The sequence below is a fragment of the uncultured Gemmiger sp. genome, from assembly GCF_934561205.1.
Lineage (GTDB): Bacteria > Bacillota > Clostridia > Oscillospirales > Ruminococcaceae > Gemmiger.
This window is the reverse complement of the sequence record NZ_CAKTFU010000004.1, coordinates 125,366-145,196: the sequence shown is the minus strand read 5'-3', so window position 1 is coordinate 145,196 and position 19,831 is coordinate 125,366. Positions and strand designations below refer to the sequence as shown.

The window sequence follows — 19,831 nt, the reverse complement described above, 5'->3', positions numbered from 1 at the left end:
TTTATCCATCATTCCGCAAAGCAGTCGGCCTCGGCCCTCTTGAGCAATTCCAGAAAACGTTCAGGGGTGGATGCAGTGCGCAAGGCATCGGTCAGTGTCTTTTTTTGCAGCAGATTGACAAGGCGTGCCAGCACCTGCAGGTGCAGACTCTCGTTATGGGGCGGCATAGCCACCATAAAAATCAAATCCACAGGTTGCTCGTCTGGCGCGCCCCAGTCCACACCGCGGCGCAGCACCACCGCCGACACCCCCGGCGCACAGACACCGGCGTTGGCCGTGTGCGGCAGGGCGATCCCCTGCCCGATGGCGGTAGTCCCGCCCATCGTCTCGCGCTTGCAGGCGGCATTGTAGCAGGCCGTCCCGTTGGTAATGACTCCCAGTCCTTCCTGCAATTCCACCAGGATCCCCACCGTGTCTTGCAGGGTGTTGATATTGGCATGCAGCAGGATTCCCTTAGCATCCATAAAATCCGTAACTCTCATGGCGGCACCTCGCAATTCTCAGATGCGGTTTGCTTTTTCCATCAGGTCGTACAGGAACTCGCCCACCGCACCCTCGGAGCAGGTGCAGGTGGTCACAAAGTCCGCAGCGGCCTTGACTTCAGCCGGGGCGTTCGCCACAGCCACGGCGTAGCCGCCCGCACGCATCAGCTCCAAATCGTTGTAATAATCACCGATGACGATGGTTTTTTTGATGTTTTTGCCCAGCAGCGTACAGAGGTTTTGCAGTCCGCTGGCCTTGCTGACGCCGCCCGGCATGATTTCCAGATAGATGCTGTTGGTGTGGGAAAAGTAGTTTTCCCCGCCGTAATAGTGGTTTTTGGTGTACTGCGACAGCTTGCGGATGCTCTCGGGGTCGGCGGCAAACACCACCTTGACCCAGCCGTCGGGCACATTTTCCAGCGGGCAGGCAACGCTGCCCAGCTGCTCGTCCACCTGATGGGCGTGTGTGGTCTCGTTGGCGCGCACGACATACATTTCGCCGTCGCCCGCCATAACCTCCACACCCATGCGGGGGAAATGCTCCATCACATCAAGAATGGCCGTGGTAGCCTGCTCACGGTTTAGGGTCGAGCGCTGCAGCACCGTGTTGTCGGCAAAATCGTACAGCAGCGCACCGTTGCAGGAGATTGCAGGCGAGGACAGCGTGATGCCCGGCAGCGCCGCACGGATGGACTCCGGCGGGCGTCCGGTAGCCACGGTGAACAGCCCGCCCATCTCGGTAAACAGTTGGATCACCGTGCGGTTGCAGGGGGGCAGCCCCTCCTTGGCCGTAAGCAGCGTATTATCCATATCACATACCACAAGGGTATCGCTGAGCAGAAAACTCATACAGGATTTTCCTTTCTTAGCCGGTTCAGATAGTCGGTAAAATAGGGCGGCAAGGGGGAATCGAACTGCACCCACTCCCCCGTTGCGGGGTGCACAAAGCCCAACTCCTTAGCATGCAGACACTGGCCGTTCAGGCTTTTTATGACGTTGCGCGGGCCGTATACGGCGTCCCCTGCCAGCGGGTGACCCAAGGATGCCATGTGCACACGAATCTGATGGGTGCGGCCGGTTTTGAGCTTGCAGGCAATGTAAGTGAATTTACCGAAACGCTCCAGCACGCGCCAGCTTGTGTAGGCATACTTGGTGCCGGGCGCTCCCTGCGGCAGCACCGCCATCTTTTTGCGATCCCTGGGGTCACGGCCGAGAAACCCTTCCACAAAGCCCTCGTCCTCCTTGAGATTGCCGTACACCACCGCATGGTAAACGCGGTGGATGCTGTGTACGCTCATCTGCTCGGTCAGCGCTTGGTGTGTGGCATCGTTTTTGGCCACCACCAAAAGGCCGCTGGTATCCTTGTCGATACGGTGGACAATGCCGGGGCGTATCGCGCCCCCCACACCGGAAAGCCGCCCCGCGCAGTGGTACAAAAGCGCGTTGACCATGGTTTTATCGGGGTTGCCGGGTGCGGGGTGCACCACCATGCCCTTGGGCTTGTTGACCACCAGCAGGTCATCGTCCTCGTAGACGATTTCCAGCGGAATATCCTGGGGCTGCGCCTCAATGGGCGCGGGGTCAGGCACCTCGACACGATAGACCGCGCCGGGGCGCACCTTATCCTTTTTGTTGACCGGCGCACTGTCAGCGGTCACTGCCCCCTGCTCGATCAGATTCTGCACCGCCGTGCGGGAAAGCTCGCCGCACTGTGCCGCCAGCCAGGCATCCAGACGTCCCGAACTTTGGGAATCAGCTACCAGTTCAATCGGCTTCATGGGCATCGGTTTCCTTTTGTTGGCCGGCTTTTGCGGCTTTTTCGTCTTGGCGGGTTTCCCACAGCGCCGCAAGTATCAGCAGCGCCACACCCACACAGACGCAGATATCCGCAAAATTGAAGATGGCAAAGTTCATAAACAGCACGTTGATGTAATCCACCACCACGCCGTTGAGCACACGGTCGACGAGATTCCCCACGCCGCCGCCCAGCACAAGCGTCCAGGCTATGCGCTCTGCCGGGGGCATTTTGCGCACAAACAGCATGATGAGCACCGCCAGCAGCATAAGGGAAGTCACCCCGATCAACAGCGCCTGCTTGCCCGCCAGCATGGAAAACGCCATGCCGTCATTCAGGCAAAACCGCAGCTCCACAATGCCGGGCAAAACCGGCATAGCCCCGACCGGCTGCAAATTGGCCGAGGCCCACAGCTTAATAGCCTGGTCAACGGCCACCAAAGCAACCGCCGCCAGAACCGAAACAATACCAAAAATCATAGAACACCTATACTAAAAAATCAGCGGTGCTTACCTATTATAAGCACCGCTGAAGAATAAATTACAGACCCAGGACGCTGGCGCAGCGCGGGCACAGACCGTTTTCGCCAACGGAAGGCTCATACTTCCAGCAGCGCTGGCACTTGTCGCCTGCCGCGTGTTCGGCAGCAGCACCAAGACCCTCGACCAGACCCTTGACGCCGCCCTCGCCCTCGACGAGGTCGACCTTGGACACGATGAACAGGTCCGCCAGTTCATCCATGGGGATGACATTCAGGAAGTCATACAGCTCCTTGGAGCAGTACAGCGTCAGGCGGGCTTCCAGAGCCGAACCGATGACCTTATCGGCACGAGCCTGTTCCAGAACCTTCTTGACATCGTCACGAATAGCCATGATCTTGTCCCACTTGGCGGTAAAGGCCTCATCGGCGCAGGGCTTGACCTCCGGCATCTGCTCAAACACGACATAGTCCTTCATGCCGGGCAGCTTGGGCACATAGCTCCAGATTTCCTGGCTGGTGAAGCACAGGATGGGGCTGAGCAGCTTGGTGAAGTCCACCAAAATCCGGTACAGTGCGCTCTGTGCGCAGCGGCGGGCATGGTCGTCGGCGCAGTACAGGCGATCCTTGATGACGTCCATATAGAAGTTGGACATATCAATGACGCAGAAGTTGTACAGCGCGTGGTAGGCGCGGCTGAAATCGTAATGCTCGTAAGCGTCGCGCAGGTTGGCGGTCAGCTTGTTGCAGGCTTCCAGCGCCCAGCGGTCAATCTCAAACAGCTGGTCGTCCGCCACCATATCCTTGGCGGGGTCAAAATCGTTGATGTTGCCCAGCATAAAGCGCGCTGTGTTGCGCATTTTGCGGTAAGCCTCGCTCAACTGGCGGAAGATTTCCTTGCCGGCGCGGACATCGACGGTATAGTCGCTGGAGGCGACCCACAGGCGGATGATATCGGCGCCGTAATCACGGATGATCTCGGCAGGCTCCATGCCGTTGCCGGCAGATTTGTGCATCTGCTTGCCCTGGGCATCGACGACCCAGCCGTGGCACAGCACCTCACGGTACGGGGCAACGCCCTGCGTGGCAACGCTGGTCAGCAGGCTGGACTGGAACCAGCCGCGGAACTGGTCGGCGCCTTCCATATACATATCGACGGGCCAGCGCAGCTCGGGACGCTCACGGCAGACAGCACTCCAGGTAGAGCCGGAGTCAAACCAGACGTCCATGATGTCGGGATCCTTCTCCCAGTCGGAGGCACCGCACTCGCAGACCTCGCCCTTGGGCATGATCTCGTTGGCATCGTACTTGTACCAGGCATCGCTGCCCTCGCTGCGGAACAGGTCGGACACAGCCTTGATGGAGGCATCGGTGATGTGGTACTTGCCGCACTTCTTGCAGTAGAATACCGGGATGGGCACGCCCCAGACGCGCTGGCGGCTGATGCACCAGTCGCTGCGGTCGCGCACCATGCCCGCCATACGGTCGTGACCCCAAGCGGGCTGCCACTTTACACTGTCGATGGCTTTGTAGACATCCTCCTTGAAGGCGTCAATGGAGCAGAACCACTGCTCGGTCGCGCGGAAAATGATGGGATGATGGCAGCGCCAGCAATGCGGGTACTGGTGGGTGATGTGCTGCACGCCCATCAGGTGGCCGCTTTCCTTGATATGCTCCAGAATGACCTTGTTGGCAGTCCACACCTTCAAGCCGGCAAACTCGGCACCGGCCTCCTCGGTCAGGCGGCCTGCCTCATCGACGGGCACGACAACGGGCAGCTGGGGATAGTGGTTGACGCAGACCTCAAAGTCCTCAACGCCGTGGCCGGGGGCGGTATGGACGCAACCGGTGCCGCCTTCCAGCGTGACGTGGTCACCCAAAATCACCAGACCCGTGCGATCCAGGAAGGGGTGCTTGTACTCCATCAGTTCCAGCTCACTGCCCAGAACGGTTTCGGGCAGGATCTCGTACTCGTCAATATGGCAGCCCTTCATGGTGGCTTCCACCAGACCGGCAGCCATGATATGGTACTCGTCGCCGATCTTGACAAAGGCGTATTCCAGGTTGGGGTTCAGGCAGGTGGCAACGTTGGCGGGCAGGGTCCAGGTGGTGGTGGTCCAGATGACGATCCATGCCTTTTCCAGCGGGATATTGTGCTTGGCCAGCACACCCTTGGCATCGCCGGTCAGCTTAAAGCGGACATAGATGGAATCGCACTCGTCCTCGGCGTACTCGATCTCCGCCTCAGCCAGGGCGGTACGGTCCTCAGGGCACCAGTAAACGGCCTTCATGCCCTTGTAGATGTAGCCCTTCTTGGCCATCTCGCCGAAAATCTCGACCTGGCGGGCCTCAAATTCGGGACGCAGGGTCAGGTAGGGGTTGGCGAAGTCGCCCTGCACACCCAGACGCTGGAACTGCTCGTTCATAACGTCGATATGCTCGGTGGCGAACTCCTTGCAGATCTGGCGCAGCTCCAGCTTGGAAACGCCGGATTTCTTGTCACCCAGAGAGCTGAGAGCTTTCAGCTCAATGGGCAGACCGTGGGTGTCGTAGCCGGGCACATACGGGGCCTGGAAGCCGGACATGTTCTTATAGCGGATGATGATGTCCTTGATGATCTTATTCAGCGCCGTGCCCATGTGAATGTTGCCGTTGGCATACGGAGGGCCGTCGTGCAGAATGTACTGGGGCTTGCCCTCGTTGTTCTTGATCATCTGCTCGTAGACGTGGTTCTTCTGCCAGTCCTCCAGCATTTTGGGTTCTTTCTTGGGCAGACCGGCGCGCATTTCAAACGGGGTCTGCATCTTATGGATGGTGTCGTTGTAGTTCTGCGGCAAAGTTTCCAACTCTCCTCTATTGTAAGTTTGGGTTCGCACCGCGGGGCCTGGGCCGAGACGGGCGGGGTTCTTTATATATGTTTATCTTGCCAGCCGACCCTGGGTCAGCTGTCAAAATCAACGCCTTCAAAATTGTCAAATGCCGGGGAGTTCAATTCCCCCTGCGGCTGGGTAGCGGGCGCGCTGCGGGTCTTACGCGGCGCGCGGCGCGGCGCGGATTTGCGGGGTTTGCGCGCAGGGGCGGCGGGCTGAGGGTCTTCCTCGTCGTACAAGCCCGATACCGCCTGGAAGCGGTTATCTTGCATATCCTCCGTCGGATCCTTCAGGTGGCTGTCAATGGCAAACTCCACCGTGTCTGCCTTCTCGCCGTCGGCGGGGGCAGGCTCCGCCGATTCGACCGGCTCATAATATACCGGGGCCGGCTGCGGCTCAGGTTCGGGTGCGACCTCCGGCTGGGGCACGGGCTGCGGTTGAGTCTGCGGTTCCGGCTCTGCCGGAGCCGTGTAGACAGGCTCCGGGGCGGGTTCGGCAGCAGGCACCGGCGCAACGGCCGGCTCCGGCTGTGCCTCAACGGGGGCGGGCGCCGGGGTTTCCTGCGCAGCGGGGCTGTAATCCGGCAGCTTGCTGATGAGGTTGATATGCTTGCGGTACATATCCATCAAGCCGCGCTTGAAACTGTCCGCCTCGCTTTTTAAGGTGACGACCTCCTGACGCGCCAGCTCGACATCGTCCTTGGCGCGCTGCTCGCGATCCTCGGCCTTGATGTTCGCCTCGCGCAGGATCTCCGCCGCCTTCTGCTTGGCCTCCCGTATCACGTTTTCACCCAAACGCTGTGCGTTGATCATCGTAGTGCGCAGGGTATCCTCCTCGGCGCGGTACTGGTCAATACGCTGAGCCAGCACCAGCAGCTTTTTTTGCAGCTCCTCGTTTTGCGCCGACAACGCATCCATACTCTCCGCTACCTGCTTCAGATAGTCGTCCACATCCTCGCAGCGGTAGCCGCGCATACACTTGTCAAACATGACGCGGCGGACATCCTCAGAAGTGATCATAATTTCCTCCTGTTTACGGGCGCAGCCCTAAATTTACCCGCCTTGGCGCGGGTGCATCAGTATTGGAAATAGGTAATAAATTGACGGTCCTTGCGGCTTTTTCCGCCGATAGCCTGCAGCCGAAAGCGGCCCGCGCCGCGCACGGTGAAGATATCCCCTGTGTAGGCAGTCTCATGGGCGGCGCGCAGCGGCAGGTGGTTGATTTCGACCCGCCCTGCGGCAATGTACTCGGCTGCCTTGGTGCGCGAGGTGTGCATCATGGCGGCCAATACGGCATCTGCCCGCAGGGACGGCACGGTAGCCTCGTGCAGTTCACGCACAACGCCCGCGCTTAAATCGGGCGGCAGGGCATCGCACAGTTCGGTTCTCACCGTGGCGCGCCCGGCACCGGTCAGCTCGGCGGCGATGAATTTCGCCTTGTCCTGCAGGACGATGGCGTAAAACACCGTCGGCTTTTCGGGGTCCTGCAAAAGATCCCCCAGGCAGGCGCGATCCAGCCCCAAGCCCAAAACCGCACCGAGGTAATCCCGATGCGTCGGGGCGGCATCGCCGCAGGCGGTGAATTTCAACACTGCCAGCGGTTCCTCCTGCCAGGAATCAGGCGGTTCTATGCACAGAACCCTGCGCTCGGCATCCGCAAAGCCGCCCCAAAAGCGGGTGCAGGTACATCCCGCGCGGCGGCAGGCGGCGCTTGCCAGAACCTGCTCACGGTCGGAAAGAAACCCCGTATAGCGGGGGATCTCCCGTTCCTGCGCAATGCGGCAAAGCTCCTCAATGCGGCGCATCAGGCGGCGTTCGTCGTCATTTTGCGGCGGGATAAACCCGCGCACCGCTGTCTGCGGATCAGAAGAATACACCATTGTTCTCCAGCTCGTCGATCAGATCCCCCATCAGATCCACGTTATAAGGGGTAATGATGAAGGTGCTGGTAGCCACACGCTTGATTTGACCGTTGTTGGCATACGCCACACCGGACAGAAAGTCGATCAGACGGCGGGACACTTCCTTGCTGGTGGATTCCAGGTTCAGCACGACCGTGTGTTTTGCGTTGAGCTGATCGGCAATGGTAGAAGCATCCTCAAAGCGCTCCGGCTTGACCAGTACGACCTGCAGCTGGGTGGTAGCGTTGATGTTGACCACCTTGTTGCTGTGCTGCTTTGCCTCCCGCTGGTCATATTCCGCTGCGGCAGCGCCCTGTCCGCCGGGGAAGATCTCGTCCTCGGTATCATCTACATAAGAATCGGCTTCCGAGTCAATGCCAAGCTTACTTCTCAAATTGTCGAACATAGACATAGTGGGTTTCTCCTTTGGGGCTACGCGGCACAGCCTTTCGGCAGCCGCGCAGAATTACAGCAATATACATTAAATATTATCTGCTTTTTTTGCAAGAATGTCAAGAGAGACACGGCAAAAAACCAGCGAAAGACGTGCTTTTTGCTGTATAAATCAAATCAGCTTTCCGTCCTGCAGGTTTTTGCCCTGCACGATGATCTCATCATACAGGCGCACCTCGTTGTCGGTGCCCAGCTTTCCGTCCGCCGGGATCAGGATATAATTTTCATCCTCATACAAGATGGTGATTTTCAAGAACTTCTGCAGGTTGCCGTATTTTACATAGACGCCGCGGTTACCCTCCACGATATGCATGGCGGCTTTGTCCAGACGGATGCCCTCATAGGTTTTCAGGTCAATGCGGGCTGTTTCTATGCCCAGCGCCAGAATGTCGACGTTCACGGTCTGACATTCCAGAACGAGCTTGGCCAGGCCGGTCTCTTTATCCAGGGTCAATTCCCTGACGGTGGCGCTCAGCGGGGTGTTCTGCTTGCCCGGAATACTGATGCCCACCGTGCCGACGTTTTCAAACCGGGCCGCAGTCTCGGCATCGCATACGGTATAGAACAGCCAGCCGAAACCCGTGGCGATCTGCCCTGCGCAGTCGGCAGTGTCGGCGGCAGGCAGCCCGTTTGCCAGAATTTCCTGCAGGGCAGCGGCATCGGCCTGTTCCAGCGTTTTTCCGTCCACGGCCACCGTGGGCATAGCGTCCGTGCCTGTAAAGTAACCGTTGGTGGTGGCCTTTACCGTTTGCAGAGTATCGAGCTTTGCCTTGATCTCGTTGTATTCCTCCTGCAATGCCTCGATGGTATTGTCAAAGCCGCTGACCTGGCCCGTACTGACCTGCAGACGGTTCTGCGCCTGCAGGAACTCATCCTCGGCATCGGTGATGCCGCTGTACTGCGCCGTGTCCAGCTTATCCAGCAGGTTGTAAAGGGCCTGATGCGTCTGGTTGGTCAGCACCGACAAATCACTGCCTGTGGAATTCTGGGACTTGGTCAACAGGTTGATGGTGCGGTGCAGACGATCCAGCCTCTCGCGCAGAAGCCCCTGAGAACTTTCGGTGTAACACTCGGCCACAACGGTGCCGTTTGTCACGCGCTCCCCGTCCGACACAAGGTAGCCCAAATCCCCGCTGCCCTGCACCTTTACGGCATCAAAATAGACAACGCCCTGCAGGGAAACGCTGTCCGACATGGTATAGCGAATTGCCATCTCGGTTTTGTAGGACTGATTGAAGATCACATAGAACTGCACGGCAATATACAGCGTAACAACAGCCAGAAGCACCATGCCCACAATTTGCAGCGTCTTTCTGGGAATACTTTTGTTTTGGGGCATAGACACTCCTTTCACGGGCGGCAGCGCCCTTATTTATCTTTGCAGAAATTCCCGCACCAGCTCTGCGGCGCGCGGCAGGGGCGGTTCCTCGTCCACATACAGCCACACACCGTCAGCCTGGTGTTTGAACCAGGTCAATTGGCGTTTTGCATAGTTGCGGGTTGCCTGTTTCAGGCGGTTTGCACAATCGTTCAGGGACATTTCCCCCGCAAAATACGGGAAAAATTCCTTGTAGCCGATGGCCTGTGCCGCCGTGCGGTAGGTTTCGCGGTTATCGTAGACGAGCTTTGCCTCCTCCAGCACGCCGTTTTGCAGCATACTGTCCACACGGCGGTCGATGCGGCGGTATAGCTCCGCGCGGTCGCGGCAGGTCAGGCAGATGCACAGCGCACGGTACGGCGGTTCTGCGGCCAATGCCGCACGCTGCTGCTCGCTCATGCGGCGGCCGGTGGCCTCATACAATTCCAGCGCACGGATAACACGGGGCAGGTTGTTGGGGTGCAGCTTTTCGGCGTAGGCAGGGTCAATCTGCTGCAGACGCGCATACAGGGCGTCACTTCCCTGCTCCTCGGCCTCGGCTTGCAGCCGCGCGCGGATGGCAGGGTCGGTTTTTTCGGGCGCAAAGGACGTACCCTTGATAAGGCTGGTAACGTACAATCCCGTACCGCCCGTTACAATGGGCAGCTTGCCCGCACGGTTCAGTTGTTCGATCAGCGGCGCCGCGGCGGCGGTAAAATCTGCTACGCTGTACGGTGCTTCGGGCGGCAGAAAGTCCATGAGATGGTGGGGTATGCCCTGCCGTTCCTCGGCGGTGGGCTTGGCGGTGCCGACGTCCAGCCCTTGGTAGATCTGCATGGAGTCGGCGTTGACGACCTCGCCGCCGAATTCCTTTGCCAAGGCAACCGACAAGGCCGTCTTGCCTGTGGCGGTCGGTCCGCCGATGGCTACCATACGGGGCAAATTACACAAGTCTGCCAAACTGCTTTTCCAGCTCCTTCCGGGTCAATTTCAACACGCAGGGGCGGCCGTGGGGGCAGAACGGCGGCACCGTTCCGTCCATAATTTTCTGTGCCAGCGCCAGCATTTCGGCGCTGCCGGTGCGGTCGCCCGCCTTGATGGCGGCGCGGCAGGCGATGGAATGAAGCACCCACTCGGTCTTTTCGCGCAGGGCATCGCGCCCGCCCTCGGCCAAATGGGCCGCCAGTTCGGTAAGCATATCCTCAACATCGTCGACCGCCACGTCCGCGGGCACGGCGCGCACCACCACGGTGGCACCGCCGAAATCCTCGACCTCAACACCTGCATCTGCCAAAAGCTCGGTGTTCTGCAAAACCGCCAGCTTTTCGGCCGCCGTCAGGTTGACCTGCACGGGCACCAGCAGCATCTGCGCCGCCACATTGCCGTAGTCCTTGGCGAGCTTTTCAAACAGGATGCGCTCGTGCGCGGCATGCTTGTCGATCAGGCACAGCTCGCTGCCGCGTTCGGTAATGATGTAGGTCTTAAACACCTCGCCTACAAGGCGCAGTTCCTCGCTTGCCGGGGGCGGGGTCAGCGTTGTCTGCTCTGCCTGCGGCAGGGCGCTCAGCGCGGTCTGCTCGGGTTCCGGCTGCGGCACAATTTCCGCCGGGGCAGGCTGCTGCGGGGCGGACGTTTTCTCCGTTTCGGGGATATCGGGCAGGATATCCAGCACCGACTCCTCCCCTGTCATCGATGCCAGCGGTGCCAGGGGCGTGACAGGGCGGGCTTCCACCTGATAGGTCGGCTTTTCGCTTTCGACCGTCAGCGCTGCGGCCGTGTCCGGCAGCTTACGCGCCGGGATATCCCTGACCAGCCCGGCCATGGCGCGGTACTCAGCGGCAGATACCGTCTTGAACCCGTCCGTTTTCGGCGGGGGCACGGGCCGCGCCGTCCGGGCAGGTGCTGCAGATATCGGGGACGGTGCCGCCGCCTTAGGTTCCTCAGGTGCGGTGTGCCCCATCTCAAAGCGGCACTCGCCGCTGCCCGGCGTTGCCAAGGCGCTGCGCACGGCACGATATACCGCGTCGAACACGTCGCTCTCCCTCGCAAAGCGAATTTCCGTCTTGGCAGGATGCACGTTGACGTCCACCAAATCGGCGGGCATCGTAAGCATCAGCACACCGCCGGGGAATTTGCCCTGCATAACGGTACCCTTGTAGGCGTTTTCGAGCGCCGCCATCATCGTGCGGTTTTTGACATAGCGTCCGTTCACGAAAAAGTGCTGTGCGCCGCGGCTGGCACGGCAGGCACGCGGCGGCGTGACAAGCCCCGTCACATGGTACAGCTCGTCCCCGCCGTCCACATCCAGCAGATCGCGGGCAAATTCCCGCCCCAGCACCGCGTACACGGCACTGCGCAGGCTGCCGTCACCGGGGGTGATAAACTGCTGCTTGCCGTCCTTGGTAAAGCGGAAGCTGATTTCCGGGTGGGAAAGCGCCGCGTGCAGCACGGTCTCGGATACAAAGGTACCCTCGCTGGCGTCCTTTTTTAGGAACTTCATGCGGGCAGGGGTGTTGTAAAACAGGTCATTGACCGTGATGGTCGTACCCACGGCGCGCGCGCCCGGCTCTATCCCCTGTTCTTCCCCGCCCGCAATGCGGTAAACACAGGCAAACTCGTCGTTTTCGGTGCGGGTCACGACCTCCACACGCGCCACGCTTGCAATGGAGGCCAATGCCTCGCCGCGAAAGCCCAGCGTGTGGATATGCCCCAGATCGTCTGCCGTAGCAATTTTGCTGGTGGCATGGCGGATAAACGCCTTGTCGATGTACTGCGGCTCGATGCCGCTACCGTTATCCACGATCTGCAGCTGGCGTATGCCGCCGCGTTCTATCGCAAGGCTGATCTGCGTTGCCCCTGCATCGATGGAGTTTTCCAGCAATTCCTTTGCCACCGAAGCCGGGCGCTCTACGACCTCGCCCGCAGCGATCAGCTCTGCGGTATGCTTATCCAGCACACGAATTTCCGCCATGATGTTCACCTGCCTTTAGTCTTTGTCCAATACGGTTTTTAATTCATACAGGAAGTTCAGCGCTTCCAGCGGGGTCAGCGTTTCAATGTCCACGCTGTGGAGCTTGTCCACGACCTCACTGGGCACGCTGGGGTTGTTATAGGCCTCCACCGTTTCAAAATCCAGCTGCATGACGTTGTCACGCCCGGGGGCAGAAGCCTCCAGCTGGCGCAGCACGGCGTGGGCACGGCGGGTCACACTGCCGGGCAAACCGGCCAGCTTGGCGACCTCAATGCCGTAGCTGTCGTCGGCGGGGCCTGCCACGATACGGCGCAAAAAAGTAATGTCCTCGCCGCGCTTTTTGACGGCGATGTTGTAGTTCTTGACGCCGTGCAGGTCTTGATCCATGCTTGTCAGCTCATGGTAATGGGTGGCAAACAGGGTCTTGCAGCCGATGTTCTCGCAGATATACTCTACCACGGCGCGGGCGATACTCATGCCGTCAAAGGTCGAAGTACCGCGCCCGATCTCGTCCAAAATGACAAGGCTGCTCTTGCCCGCGCTGCGCAGAATCTCTGCCACCTCGGTCATCTCGACCATAAAGGTGGACTGCCCCGCCGCTAAATCGTCCGAGGCACCCACGCGGGTAAAGATGGCATCCACCACGCCGATGTGGGCGCTGGCGGCCGGCACAAAGCTGCCGATCTGCGCCATCAGGGCAATCAGGGCGTTTTGCCGCATATAGGTCGATTTGCCCGCCATATTGGGTCCGGTGATGAGCAGCATACGGTTTTCGTCCTCGTCCAGCAGGGTGTCGTTGGGTACGAAAAGCCCGTTTTTGAGCATCTTTTCAATGACCGGGTGGCGGCCCTCCTTGATTTCAAAGACGTCGCCCGTGTCGACCGTCGGCAAAACATAGTTGTTCTGCAAGGCCGCCTCGGCAAAGCCTGCCAGCACGTCCAGCTGGGCAACCGCCGATGCCGTGCGCTGGATGCGCACGATCTGTGCGGAAATCTGGTTGAGCAGATCAGCAAACAGCTGATGCTCCAGCGCCAGCAGCCGTTCGTTGGCGCCGAGAATTTTATTTTCCAGTTCCTTCAGTTCGGGGGTAATGTAGCGCTCGCCGGTGGTCAGCGTCTGCTTGCGGGTAAAGCTGTCGGGAACGGAATCCGCATAGGAACGGCTGACCTCAATATAATAGCCGAACACCTTATTAAAGCCGATTTTCAGCTTCGGGATGCCGGTTTCCTCGCGGTAGCGCGCTTCCAGGTTGGAAAGATACCCCTTGCCGCCGTGCATGATGTCCCGCAGCTCATCCACCTCGGCATTGTAGCCCGCGCGGATCGCGCCGCCGTCCTTGAGGCTGGCGGGCGGGTCGTCGACAATGGCGGTCGTGATGCTTTGCAGGATATCCTCCAGCGGGTCGATCTGCTCTGCCAAGGCGCTCAGCAGCGGTGCGCCGCAGCCTGCCGCCTGTGCCTTGACCTGCGGCAGCATCGCGCAGGTGTCGCCCAGTGCCTTGACCTCGCGCGGGGTGGCGGAGCCGTACAGGATGCGGGTGGTCAGACGCTCGATGTCAAAGACATGGTTCAGCGCTTCCTTCAGCTCAGCGCGCGCCATGGTGGAGGTGTACAGTGCCTGCACCGCGCCAAGGCGGCGGTTGATGGCTTCCGCATCCACCAGCGGCTGCTCGATCCAGGAGCGCAGCAGACGCTTGCCCATGGAGGTTTCGGTCTTGTCCAGCACCCACAGCAGCGTTCCCTTTTTCTCGCGCCCGCGCATGGTTTCGGTCAATTCCAAGTTGGCGCGGGTCACCGGCGACAGCCGCATATACTGCGCATCGGCGTAGTTTTGCACCGTGCGGATACGCTCCACGCCGTGCTTCTGCGTTTCGTGCAGATAGTTGATCATCGCCGCCACGGCATACGGCACCAAGGCGTCGGCTTCGTAGTGCAGCGTTTCGCGCCAGTTTTCGCCGAACTGATCCGCCATCGTGGCCTGCATGACGCTTTCTTTATAGCAGGCATCTTCGCGCAGCTCCACAAGGGCGTTTGTATGCTGCTTGACATAGGCGGTCACGTCCTTGAAGTCCAGCATCGGGGTGCAGATCAAAATCTCGCTGGGCATATAGCGGCACAGCTCGGTGATGATGGCAGCGCCGATTTTTTCGGCATTCAGCTCGGTGGCGTAGGCCTCGCCCGTGGAGATATCGGCAAAGCAGATACCCGCGCGCCAGCGCCCGCGGGTGCGCTTGCAGTACACGCTGCACAGGTAGTTGTTCTTGTCCTCGGACAGCATACTGCTTTCAATGACGGTGCCGGGGGTCACCACGCGGATGATATCCCGCTTGACCAGCCCCTTTGCCTGCGACGGGTCCTCCATCTGCTCGCAGATGGCGACCTTGTAGCCCTTGGCGATCAGCCGCGCCACATAGGTTTCGTAGGAGTGAAAGGGTACGCCGCACATGGGGGCGCGCTCCTCCTTGCCGCAGCTTTTGCCCGTAAGGGTCAGTTCCAACTCGCGGGAGGCTGTCAGGGCATCGTCATAGAACATCTCATAGAAATCCCCCACACGGTAGAAAAGAATTTCGTTGGGATGCTGTTTTTTGATATCAAAATACTGCTGCATCATGGGCGATACGGTTTGCTCGGCCATGTTTCACACTCCTGTACCCTGTAATTGTTTATTGTTGCTTTATCGTAGTTTTTTAGTGGCAGCCGCCGCAGGTGGAGCAGCTGCCCGTGCAGACGCCGTCCGGTGCCTTGACGGTCATCGGGTCGCCGCCGTTCATTGCGGTGTTGATGATGGCGTCGATGTGGCTGACCATTGCCTCGCACTCTTTCTTGGCGGTGTTGTAGCGCACCATACCCTCGCTGGCCATGATCTGGCTGTACAGCGCGTTGACGCGCTGGTTCAGCTCTGCCACGCGGGCGGCATCGGTTTCGGTCTTGGCGCTCTCGTTGTTCAGGTCCAGACGGGCCAGATTAAACTCGCCGATCAGGTTCTGCAGCTCGGCGTCGTTGTCGTTTTCGCGGCGGGCGGCGTCCAGCTCAAGATAACGGGGGTCGGTCTGCAAAGCAGCGGCGGCCTTTTTAAAAAGATCAATGCAATCCATAGATAATTCTCCTTATATCGTCATAAAGTTAAACAAGTTCGCCGGTCAGAAGGGCGGCGCGGGAGCCGGTCAGGTGTACCTGTGCCCACTGGCCGATCAATGTTTCGGGGGCGGTGAATTCCACCACAAGGTTATTGTCCAAACGTCCGTTGACGGTGCCGGGGTTGCGCCCTGCAGCCTCAACGAGTACGCGCACAGTCTGCCCCTTCATGGCGGCGGTGGCGGCAAAGGCAAACTCGTCCTGCGTGCGCAGCAAACGCTCCATACGGGCAGCCTTTTCGGCGTGGGTGGTGGGGTCGGGCATTTTGGCGGCGGGGGTGCCGGTGCGCTTGGAGTAGATAAAGGTGAACAGCTGCATATAGCCGACTTCCCGGACCAGCTCCAGCGTTGCCTCAAAATCCTGCTCGGTTTCGCCGGGGAAGCCCACGATGATATCGCTGGAGAAGGTCACGCCGGGGATCTTTTCCCGCGCGTAGCTGATCAGTTCTTTATACTGCCCGACATTGTAATGGCGGTTCATCTGCTGCAGCATTCGGTCGCTGCCGGACTGCACCGGCAGGTGGATATGCTTGCACAGGTGCGGCTGTGCGGCGATGGTGTCGATCAGCTTATGGCCGGCATCCTTGGGGTGGCTAGTCATAAAGCGAATCTGATAATCGCCGGGCACCGCGCAGAGCATGTTCAGCAGGTCGGAAAAATCGACCTTTTCGTCCAACCCCTTGCCGTAGCTGTTGACATTTTGACCCAGCAGGGTGATCTCCTTATAGCCCTGCGCCACCAGCTGCTTAAACTCCGCCAGAATGGCGGCGGGTTCGCGGCTGCGCTCCCGCCCGCGCACATAGGGCACGATGCAGTAGGTGCAGAAGTTATCGCAGCCGTACATAATGGGCAGCCACGCGCGGAAGCCAGAATCGCGGCGGATGGGCATTTCCTCGACCACGGCGTTGCGCTCGGCCGGGGTTTCCAGATAGCGCTTGCCGCGGCGCACACGCTCCGCCAGCATGGCGGGCAGACGGTCGATGCCGTCCACGCCGAACACCAGATCAACATATGGGTAGCTTTGACGCAGCTTTTCGACAATATGGGGCTGCTGCGCCATACAGCCGCAGATGCCGATCATCAGGCGGGGGTTTTGCTCCTTGAGCTTTTTCAGTGCGCCCACGTTGCCGAAAACGCGCTGCTCGGCGTGTTCGCGCACGGCGCAGGTGTTGAACAAAATCAGGTCGGCGTGCTCGACGTTATCACACAGACCGTAGCCGATATCCTGCAAAACACCGCGGATCTTTTCACCGTCGTTGACGTTCTGCTGGCAGCCGTAGCTGCGCACATACGCCAGCGGCGGCGTTTCGTAGTAGGCAGCCAGCGTCTTGGCGGCGTCCTCGTTGTGGGTATAAGTTAGCTTTTCCAAGTGAATTCTCCTTAGCGGGTAGGCAGATATGGGCACACCTATCCAAATATACCATAGTAGTATAGCAAATTTTTGCCGAAAGTACAAGCGTTTGCCCGCAAAAAAACAGGCACGCCCGGTCGGGTGTGCCTGTTGGGGATCATGATTCCTGCTGCAATTCTTGGGCGCGCTCCAAAACGGGCTTGAGGTATTGCCCGGTAAAAGAGTGCGGGTTTTCCGCCACTTCCTCCGGCGTGCCGGTGGCAACGATGGTGCCGCCGCCGCTGCCGCCTTCGGGGCCCAAGTCAATGATATAATCTGCGCGCTTGATGACGTCCAGATTATGCTCAATGACAATGACCGTGTTGCCGGCCTCGACCAGCTTGTCCAGCACCTTGACCAGACGGTGTACGTCGGCAACGTGCAGACCGGTGGTCGGCTCGTCGAGAATATAGACGGTCTGCCCGGTGTCGCGGCGCGCCAGCTCGTTTGCCAGCTTGACACGCTGGGCTTCGCCGCCCGAAAGCGTCGTGGCAGCCTGCCCCAGCTGGATATAGCCCAGGCCCACCTCCTGCAGGGTTTGCAGCTTGCGGGCGATCTTGGGGATGTTGGCAAAAAAGACGCAGGCCTCCTCCACGGTCATATCCAGCACGTCCGAGATGGTCTTGTCCTTGTATTTGACCTCCAGCGTTTCGCGGTTGTAGCGCTTGCCCTTGCAGACATCGCAGGGTACATAGATATCGGGCAGAAAGTGCATTTCTATCTGCAAAATACCGCCGCCTTCGCACGCCTCGCAGCGCCCGCCCTTGACGTTAAAGCTGAACCGTCCGGGACCGTAGCCGCGCATTTTGGCGTCCTGCGTGTTGGCAAACAGGGTGCGGATATCCCCGAACACGCCCGTGTAGGTGGCGGGGTTGGAGCGCGGTGTGCGCCCGATGGGCGACTGGTCAATGCCGATGACCTTGTCCACCCATTCCATGCCCTCGACCTCCTCGCACTGACCGGGGCGGCTGCGGGCGCCGTTCAGGGCGGCTGCCAGCGTTTTGTACAAAATTTCATTGACCAGCGTGGATTTTCCCGAGCCGGACACACCGGTAACGCAGATCATCCTGCCCAACGGGAAGTCCACCGTGATGTTTTGCAGGTTGTTTTCCCGCGCCTTGACAACGCGCAGTGCCTTGCCGTTGCCCTCCCGTCGGACGGTGGGCACCTCGACAAATTTGCGTCCCGACAGGTACGCGCCCGTGATGCTGCGCTTTGCCTTGCAGATGTCGGCAACGCTGCCCGCTGCCACGATCTCGCCGCCGTGTACGCCCGCGCCGGGACCGACATCGACAATATAGTCCGCCTGACGCATGGTGTCCTCGTCATGCTCGACAACGATCAGCGTGTTGCCGAGGTCGCGCAGGCGCTTCATGGTGGCGATCAGCTTGTCGTTGTCGCGCTGGTGCAGACCGATGCTCGGCTCGTCCAGCACATACAAAACGCCCGTCAGCGCACTGCCGATCTGTGTCGCCAGCCGGATGCGCTGGCTTTCGCCGCCGGACAGTGATGCTGCCCCGCGGGAAAGCGTCAGGTAGCCAAGACCCACGCTCTGCAAAAAGCCCAGGCGCTCCTTGACTTCCTTAAAAATGGGCGCACCGATGCGCTCATCCTTGGCGCTGACCTTGGCGGTCTGGATAAACGCAAGCTCGTCATTGACGCTCTTGTCGCAGAAATCGGCAATGTTGATGCCGCCCACCGTCACCGCCAGGCTGGTGGGCTTTAAGCGGCGTCCGTGGCAGGCGGGGCATTCCTCGCTGGACATGACCAGCGCGATTTCCTCCTTGACCCACTCGCTGCTTGTTTCGCGGAAGCGGCGTTCCAAATTGGGGATAATGCCCTCAAACTGGTTGTAGTAGGTGCCGGAGCCGAACATGCTCTCGCGCTGCATCTCGATGCGTTCTTCGCCCGTGCCGTACAGCAAAGCGTGCAGCGCCTCCTTGCTGAACTCCTTGATAGGGGTGTCCAGCGTAAAGCCGTAGCGCTTGCCCAGCGCCTTGTAGGTCATTTCCGAGATGGAGCCTTCGGCATAGTACCAGCCGCTGGCCTTGATGGCGCTTTCGCGGATGGATTTGCGCTTGTCGGGGATGACGCGCGCCGGGTCGACCTTCATAAAAGTACCCAGACCCGTGCATTTTTCGCACGCACCGAAGGGGTTGTTAAAGCTGAACATCCGGGGGGTCAGTTCCTCGACCGAGATGCCGTGTTCGGGGCAGGCGTAGCTTTGGCTGAACATCATCGACTCGCCGCCGATGACATCAATGACCACCAGACCGTTGGTCTGCGCCAGCGCTGTCTCGATGGAATCTGCCAGACGTCCGCGCACGGTATCGCTGATGACCAGACGATCCACAACGATCTCGACCGTGTGCTTGATATTTTTATCCAGCTCGATGGTCTCGCTCAGGTCGTACATATTGCCGTCCACCCGCACACGGGCAAAGCCCGCCCGCCGGGCGGCGTCCAGCTCCTTGGCCTGGGTGCCCTTGCGCGCGCGCACAACGGGTGCCAGCACCTGAAAGCGGGTGCGTTCCGGCAGCTTGAGGACCTCATCCACCATTTCATCGACGGACTGCTGGTTGATCTCCCGCCCGCAGACCGGGCAGTGCGGCACGCCGATGCGAGCGTACATCAAGCGCAGGTAGTCGTAAATTTCGGTGACGGTACCCACGGTGGAACGCGGGTTATGGCTGGTGGTTTTCTGGTCGATGGAGATAGCCGGGGAAAGCCCGGTAATTTCATCGACATCGGGCTTTTCCATCTGCCCCAGAAACTGGCGGGCATAGCTGGAAAGGCTTTCCATATAGCGGCGCTGCCCGTCGGCATAGATGGTGTCAAACGCAAGGCTCGACTTGCCCGAGCCGGACAGGCCGGTCATGACGATCAGCTTGTCGCGCGGCAGGGTCAGATCGACGTTTTTCAGGTTATGCTCCCGTGCGCCCTTGATGACAATGCGGTTGTTTGCATCAATTTTGATTTTGGAGCTGCGGGGGGCTTTGGTT

General features: G+C 59.7%; 15 protein-coding genes. All 15 read right to left on the bottom strand.

Features of this window, described 5'->3' with window-relative positions:
- Nucleotides 1-8 precede the first annotated feature (8 nt).
- The 15 genes from Q0I19_RS03990 to uvrA all read right to left on the bottom strand — a co-directional run bounded on the left by Q0I19_RS03990 (nt 9) and on the right by uvrA (nt 19,800).
- Nucleotides 9-482 carry a PTS sugar transporter subunit IIA gene (locus tag Q0I19_RS03990; RefSeq protein WP_294758793.1) on the bottom strand — a complete coding sequence of 158 codons (474 nt, stop codon included), beginning with the start codon at nt 480-482 and terminating at the stop codon, nt 9-11.
- 18 nt (nt 483-500) lie between these two features.
- Entirely contained in the window at nt 501-1,331 is an 831-nt protein-coding gene (locus Q0I19_RS03985; RefSeq protein WP_294758795.1) for an HAD family hydrolase, read from the bottom strand.
- A complete protein-coding gene (locus Q0I19_RS03980) occupies nt 1,328-2,260 on the bottom strand; it encodes an RluA family pseudouridine synthase (protein ID WP_294758797.1) in 933 nt (310 codons plus the stop codon). The genes Q0I19_RS03985 and Q0I19_RS03980 overlap by 4 nt, the downstream gene beginning before the upstream one ends.
- On the bottom strand, nt 2,247-2,756 hold the full coding sequence (lspA, locus tag Q0I19_RS03975; RefSeq protein WP_294758798.1) for a signal peptidase II: 510 nt from the start codon (nt 2,754-2,756) through the stop codon (nt 2,247-2,249). Before lspA ends, Q0I19_RS03980 begins: the two co-directional genes overlap by 14 nt.
- A gap of 61 nt (nt 2,757-2,817) precedes the next feature.
- A complete protein-coding gene (gene ileS / locus Q0I19_RS03970) occupies nt 2,818-5,592 on the bottom strand; it encodes an isoleucine--tRNA ligase (protein WP_294758800.1) in 2,775 nt (924 codons plus the stop codon).
- Nucleotides 5,593-5,696: 104 nt separating this feature from the next.
- On the bottom strand, nt 5,697-6,644 hold the full coding sequence (locus Q0I19_RS03965) for a DivIVA domain-containing protein (protein ID WP_294758802.1): 948 nt from the start codon (nt 6,642-6,644) through the stop codon (nt 5,697-5,699).
- 56 nt (nt 6,645-6,700) lie between these two features.
- Nucleotides 6,701-7,504: a YlmH/Sll1252 family protein gene (locus Q0I19_RS03960; protein WP_294758804.1), complete on the bottom strand. Its 804-nt coding sequence runs from the start codon at nt 7,502-7,504 to the stop codon at nt 6,701-6,703.
- Entirely contained in the window at nt 7,488-7,937 is a 450-nt protein-coding gene (locus Q0I19_RS03955; RefSeq protein WP_294758806.1) for a cell division protein SepF, read from the bottom strand. The genes Q0I19_RS03960 and Q0I19_RS03955 overlap by 17 nt, the downstream gene beginning before the upstream one ends.
- Nucleotides 7,938-8,090: 153 nt before the next feature.
- Nucleotides 8,091-9,317, bottom strand: a complete 1,227-nt coding sequence (locus tag Q0I19_RS03950) for an HlyD family efflux transporter periplasmic adaptor subunit (RefSeq protein WP_294758808.1) — start codon at nt 9,315-9,317, stop codon at nt 8,091-8,093.
- Between the two features lie 33 nt (nt 9,318-9,350).
- The gene (miaA, locus tag Q0I19_RS03945) at nt 9,351-10,295 is read right to left on the bottom strand and encodes a tRNA (adenosine(37)-N6)-dimethylallyltransferase MiaA (RefSeq protein ID WP_294758810.1); all 945 of its coding nucleotides are present in this window, start codon (nt 10,293-10,295) and stop codon (nt 9,351-9,353) included.
- Nucleotides 10,279-12,306, bottom strand: a complete 2,028-nt coding sequence (gene mutL, locus Q0I19_RS03940; RefSeq protein ID WP_294758811.1) for a DNA mismatch repair endonuclease MutL — start codon at nt 12,304-12,306, stop codon at nt 10,279-10,281. The genes miaA and mutL overlap by 17 nt, the downstream gene beginning before the upstream one ends.
- A 15-nt stretch (nt 12,307-12,321) precedes the next feature.
- On the bottom strand, nt 12,322-14,940 hold the full coding sequence (gene mutS, locus Q0I19_RS03935) for a DNA mismatch repair protein MutS (RefSeq protein WP_294758813.1): 2,619 nt from the start codon (nt 14,938-14,940) through the stop codon (nt 12,322-12,324).
- Nucleotides 14,941-14,992: 52 nt separating this feature from the next.
- Nucleotides 14,993-15,400: a YlbF family regulator gene (locus Q0I19_RS03930; protein ID WP_294758814.1), complete on the bottom strand. Its 408-nt coding sequence runs from the start codon at nt 15,398-15,400 to the stop codon at nt 14,993-14,995.
- Between the two features lie 28 nt (nt 15,401-15,428).
- Nucleotides 15,429-16,808, bottom strand: a complete 1,380-nt coding sequence (miaB, locus tag Q0I19_RS03925) for a tRNA (N6-isopentenyl adenosine(37)-C2)-methylthiotransferase MiaB (RefSeq protein WP_294758816.1) — start codon at nt 16,806-16,808, stop codon at nt 15,429-15,431.
- A 139-nt stretch (nt 16,809-16,947) separates the two neighbouring features.
- The gene (gene uvrA / locus Q0I19_RS03920) at nt 16,948-19,800 is read right to left on the bottom strand and encodes an excinuclease ABC subunit UvrA (RefSeq protein ID WP_294759070.1); all 2,853 of its coding nucleotides are present in this window, start codon (nt 19,798-19,800) and stop codon (nt 16,948-16,950) included.
- Nucleotides 19,801-19,831 lie beyond the last annotated feature (31 nt).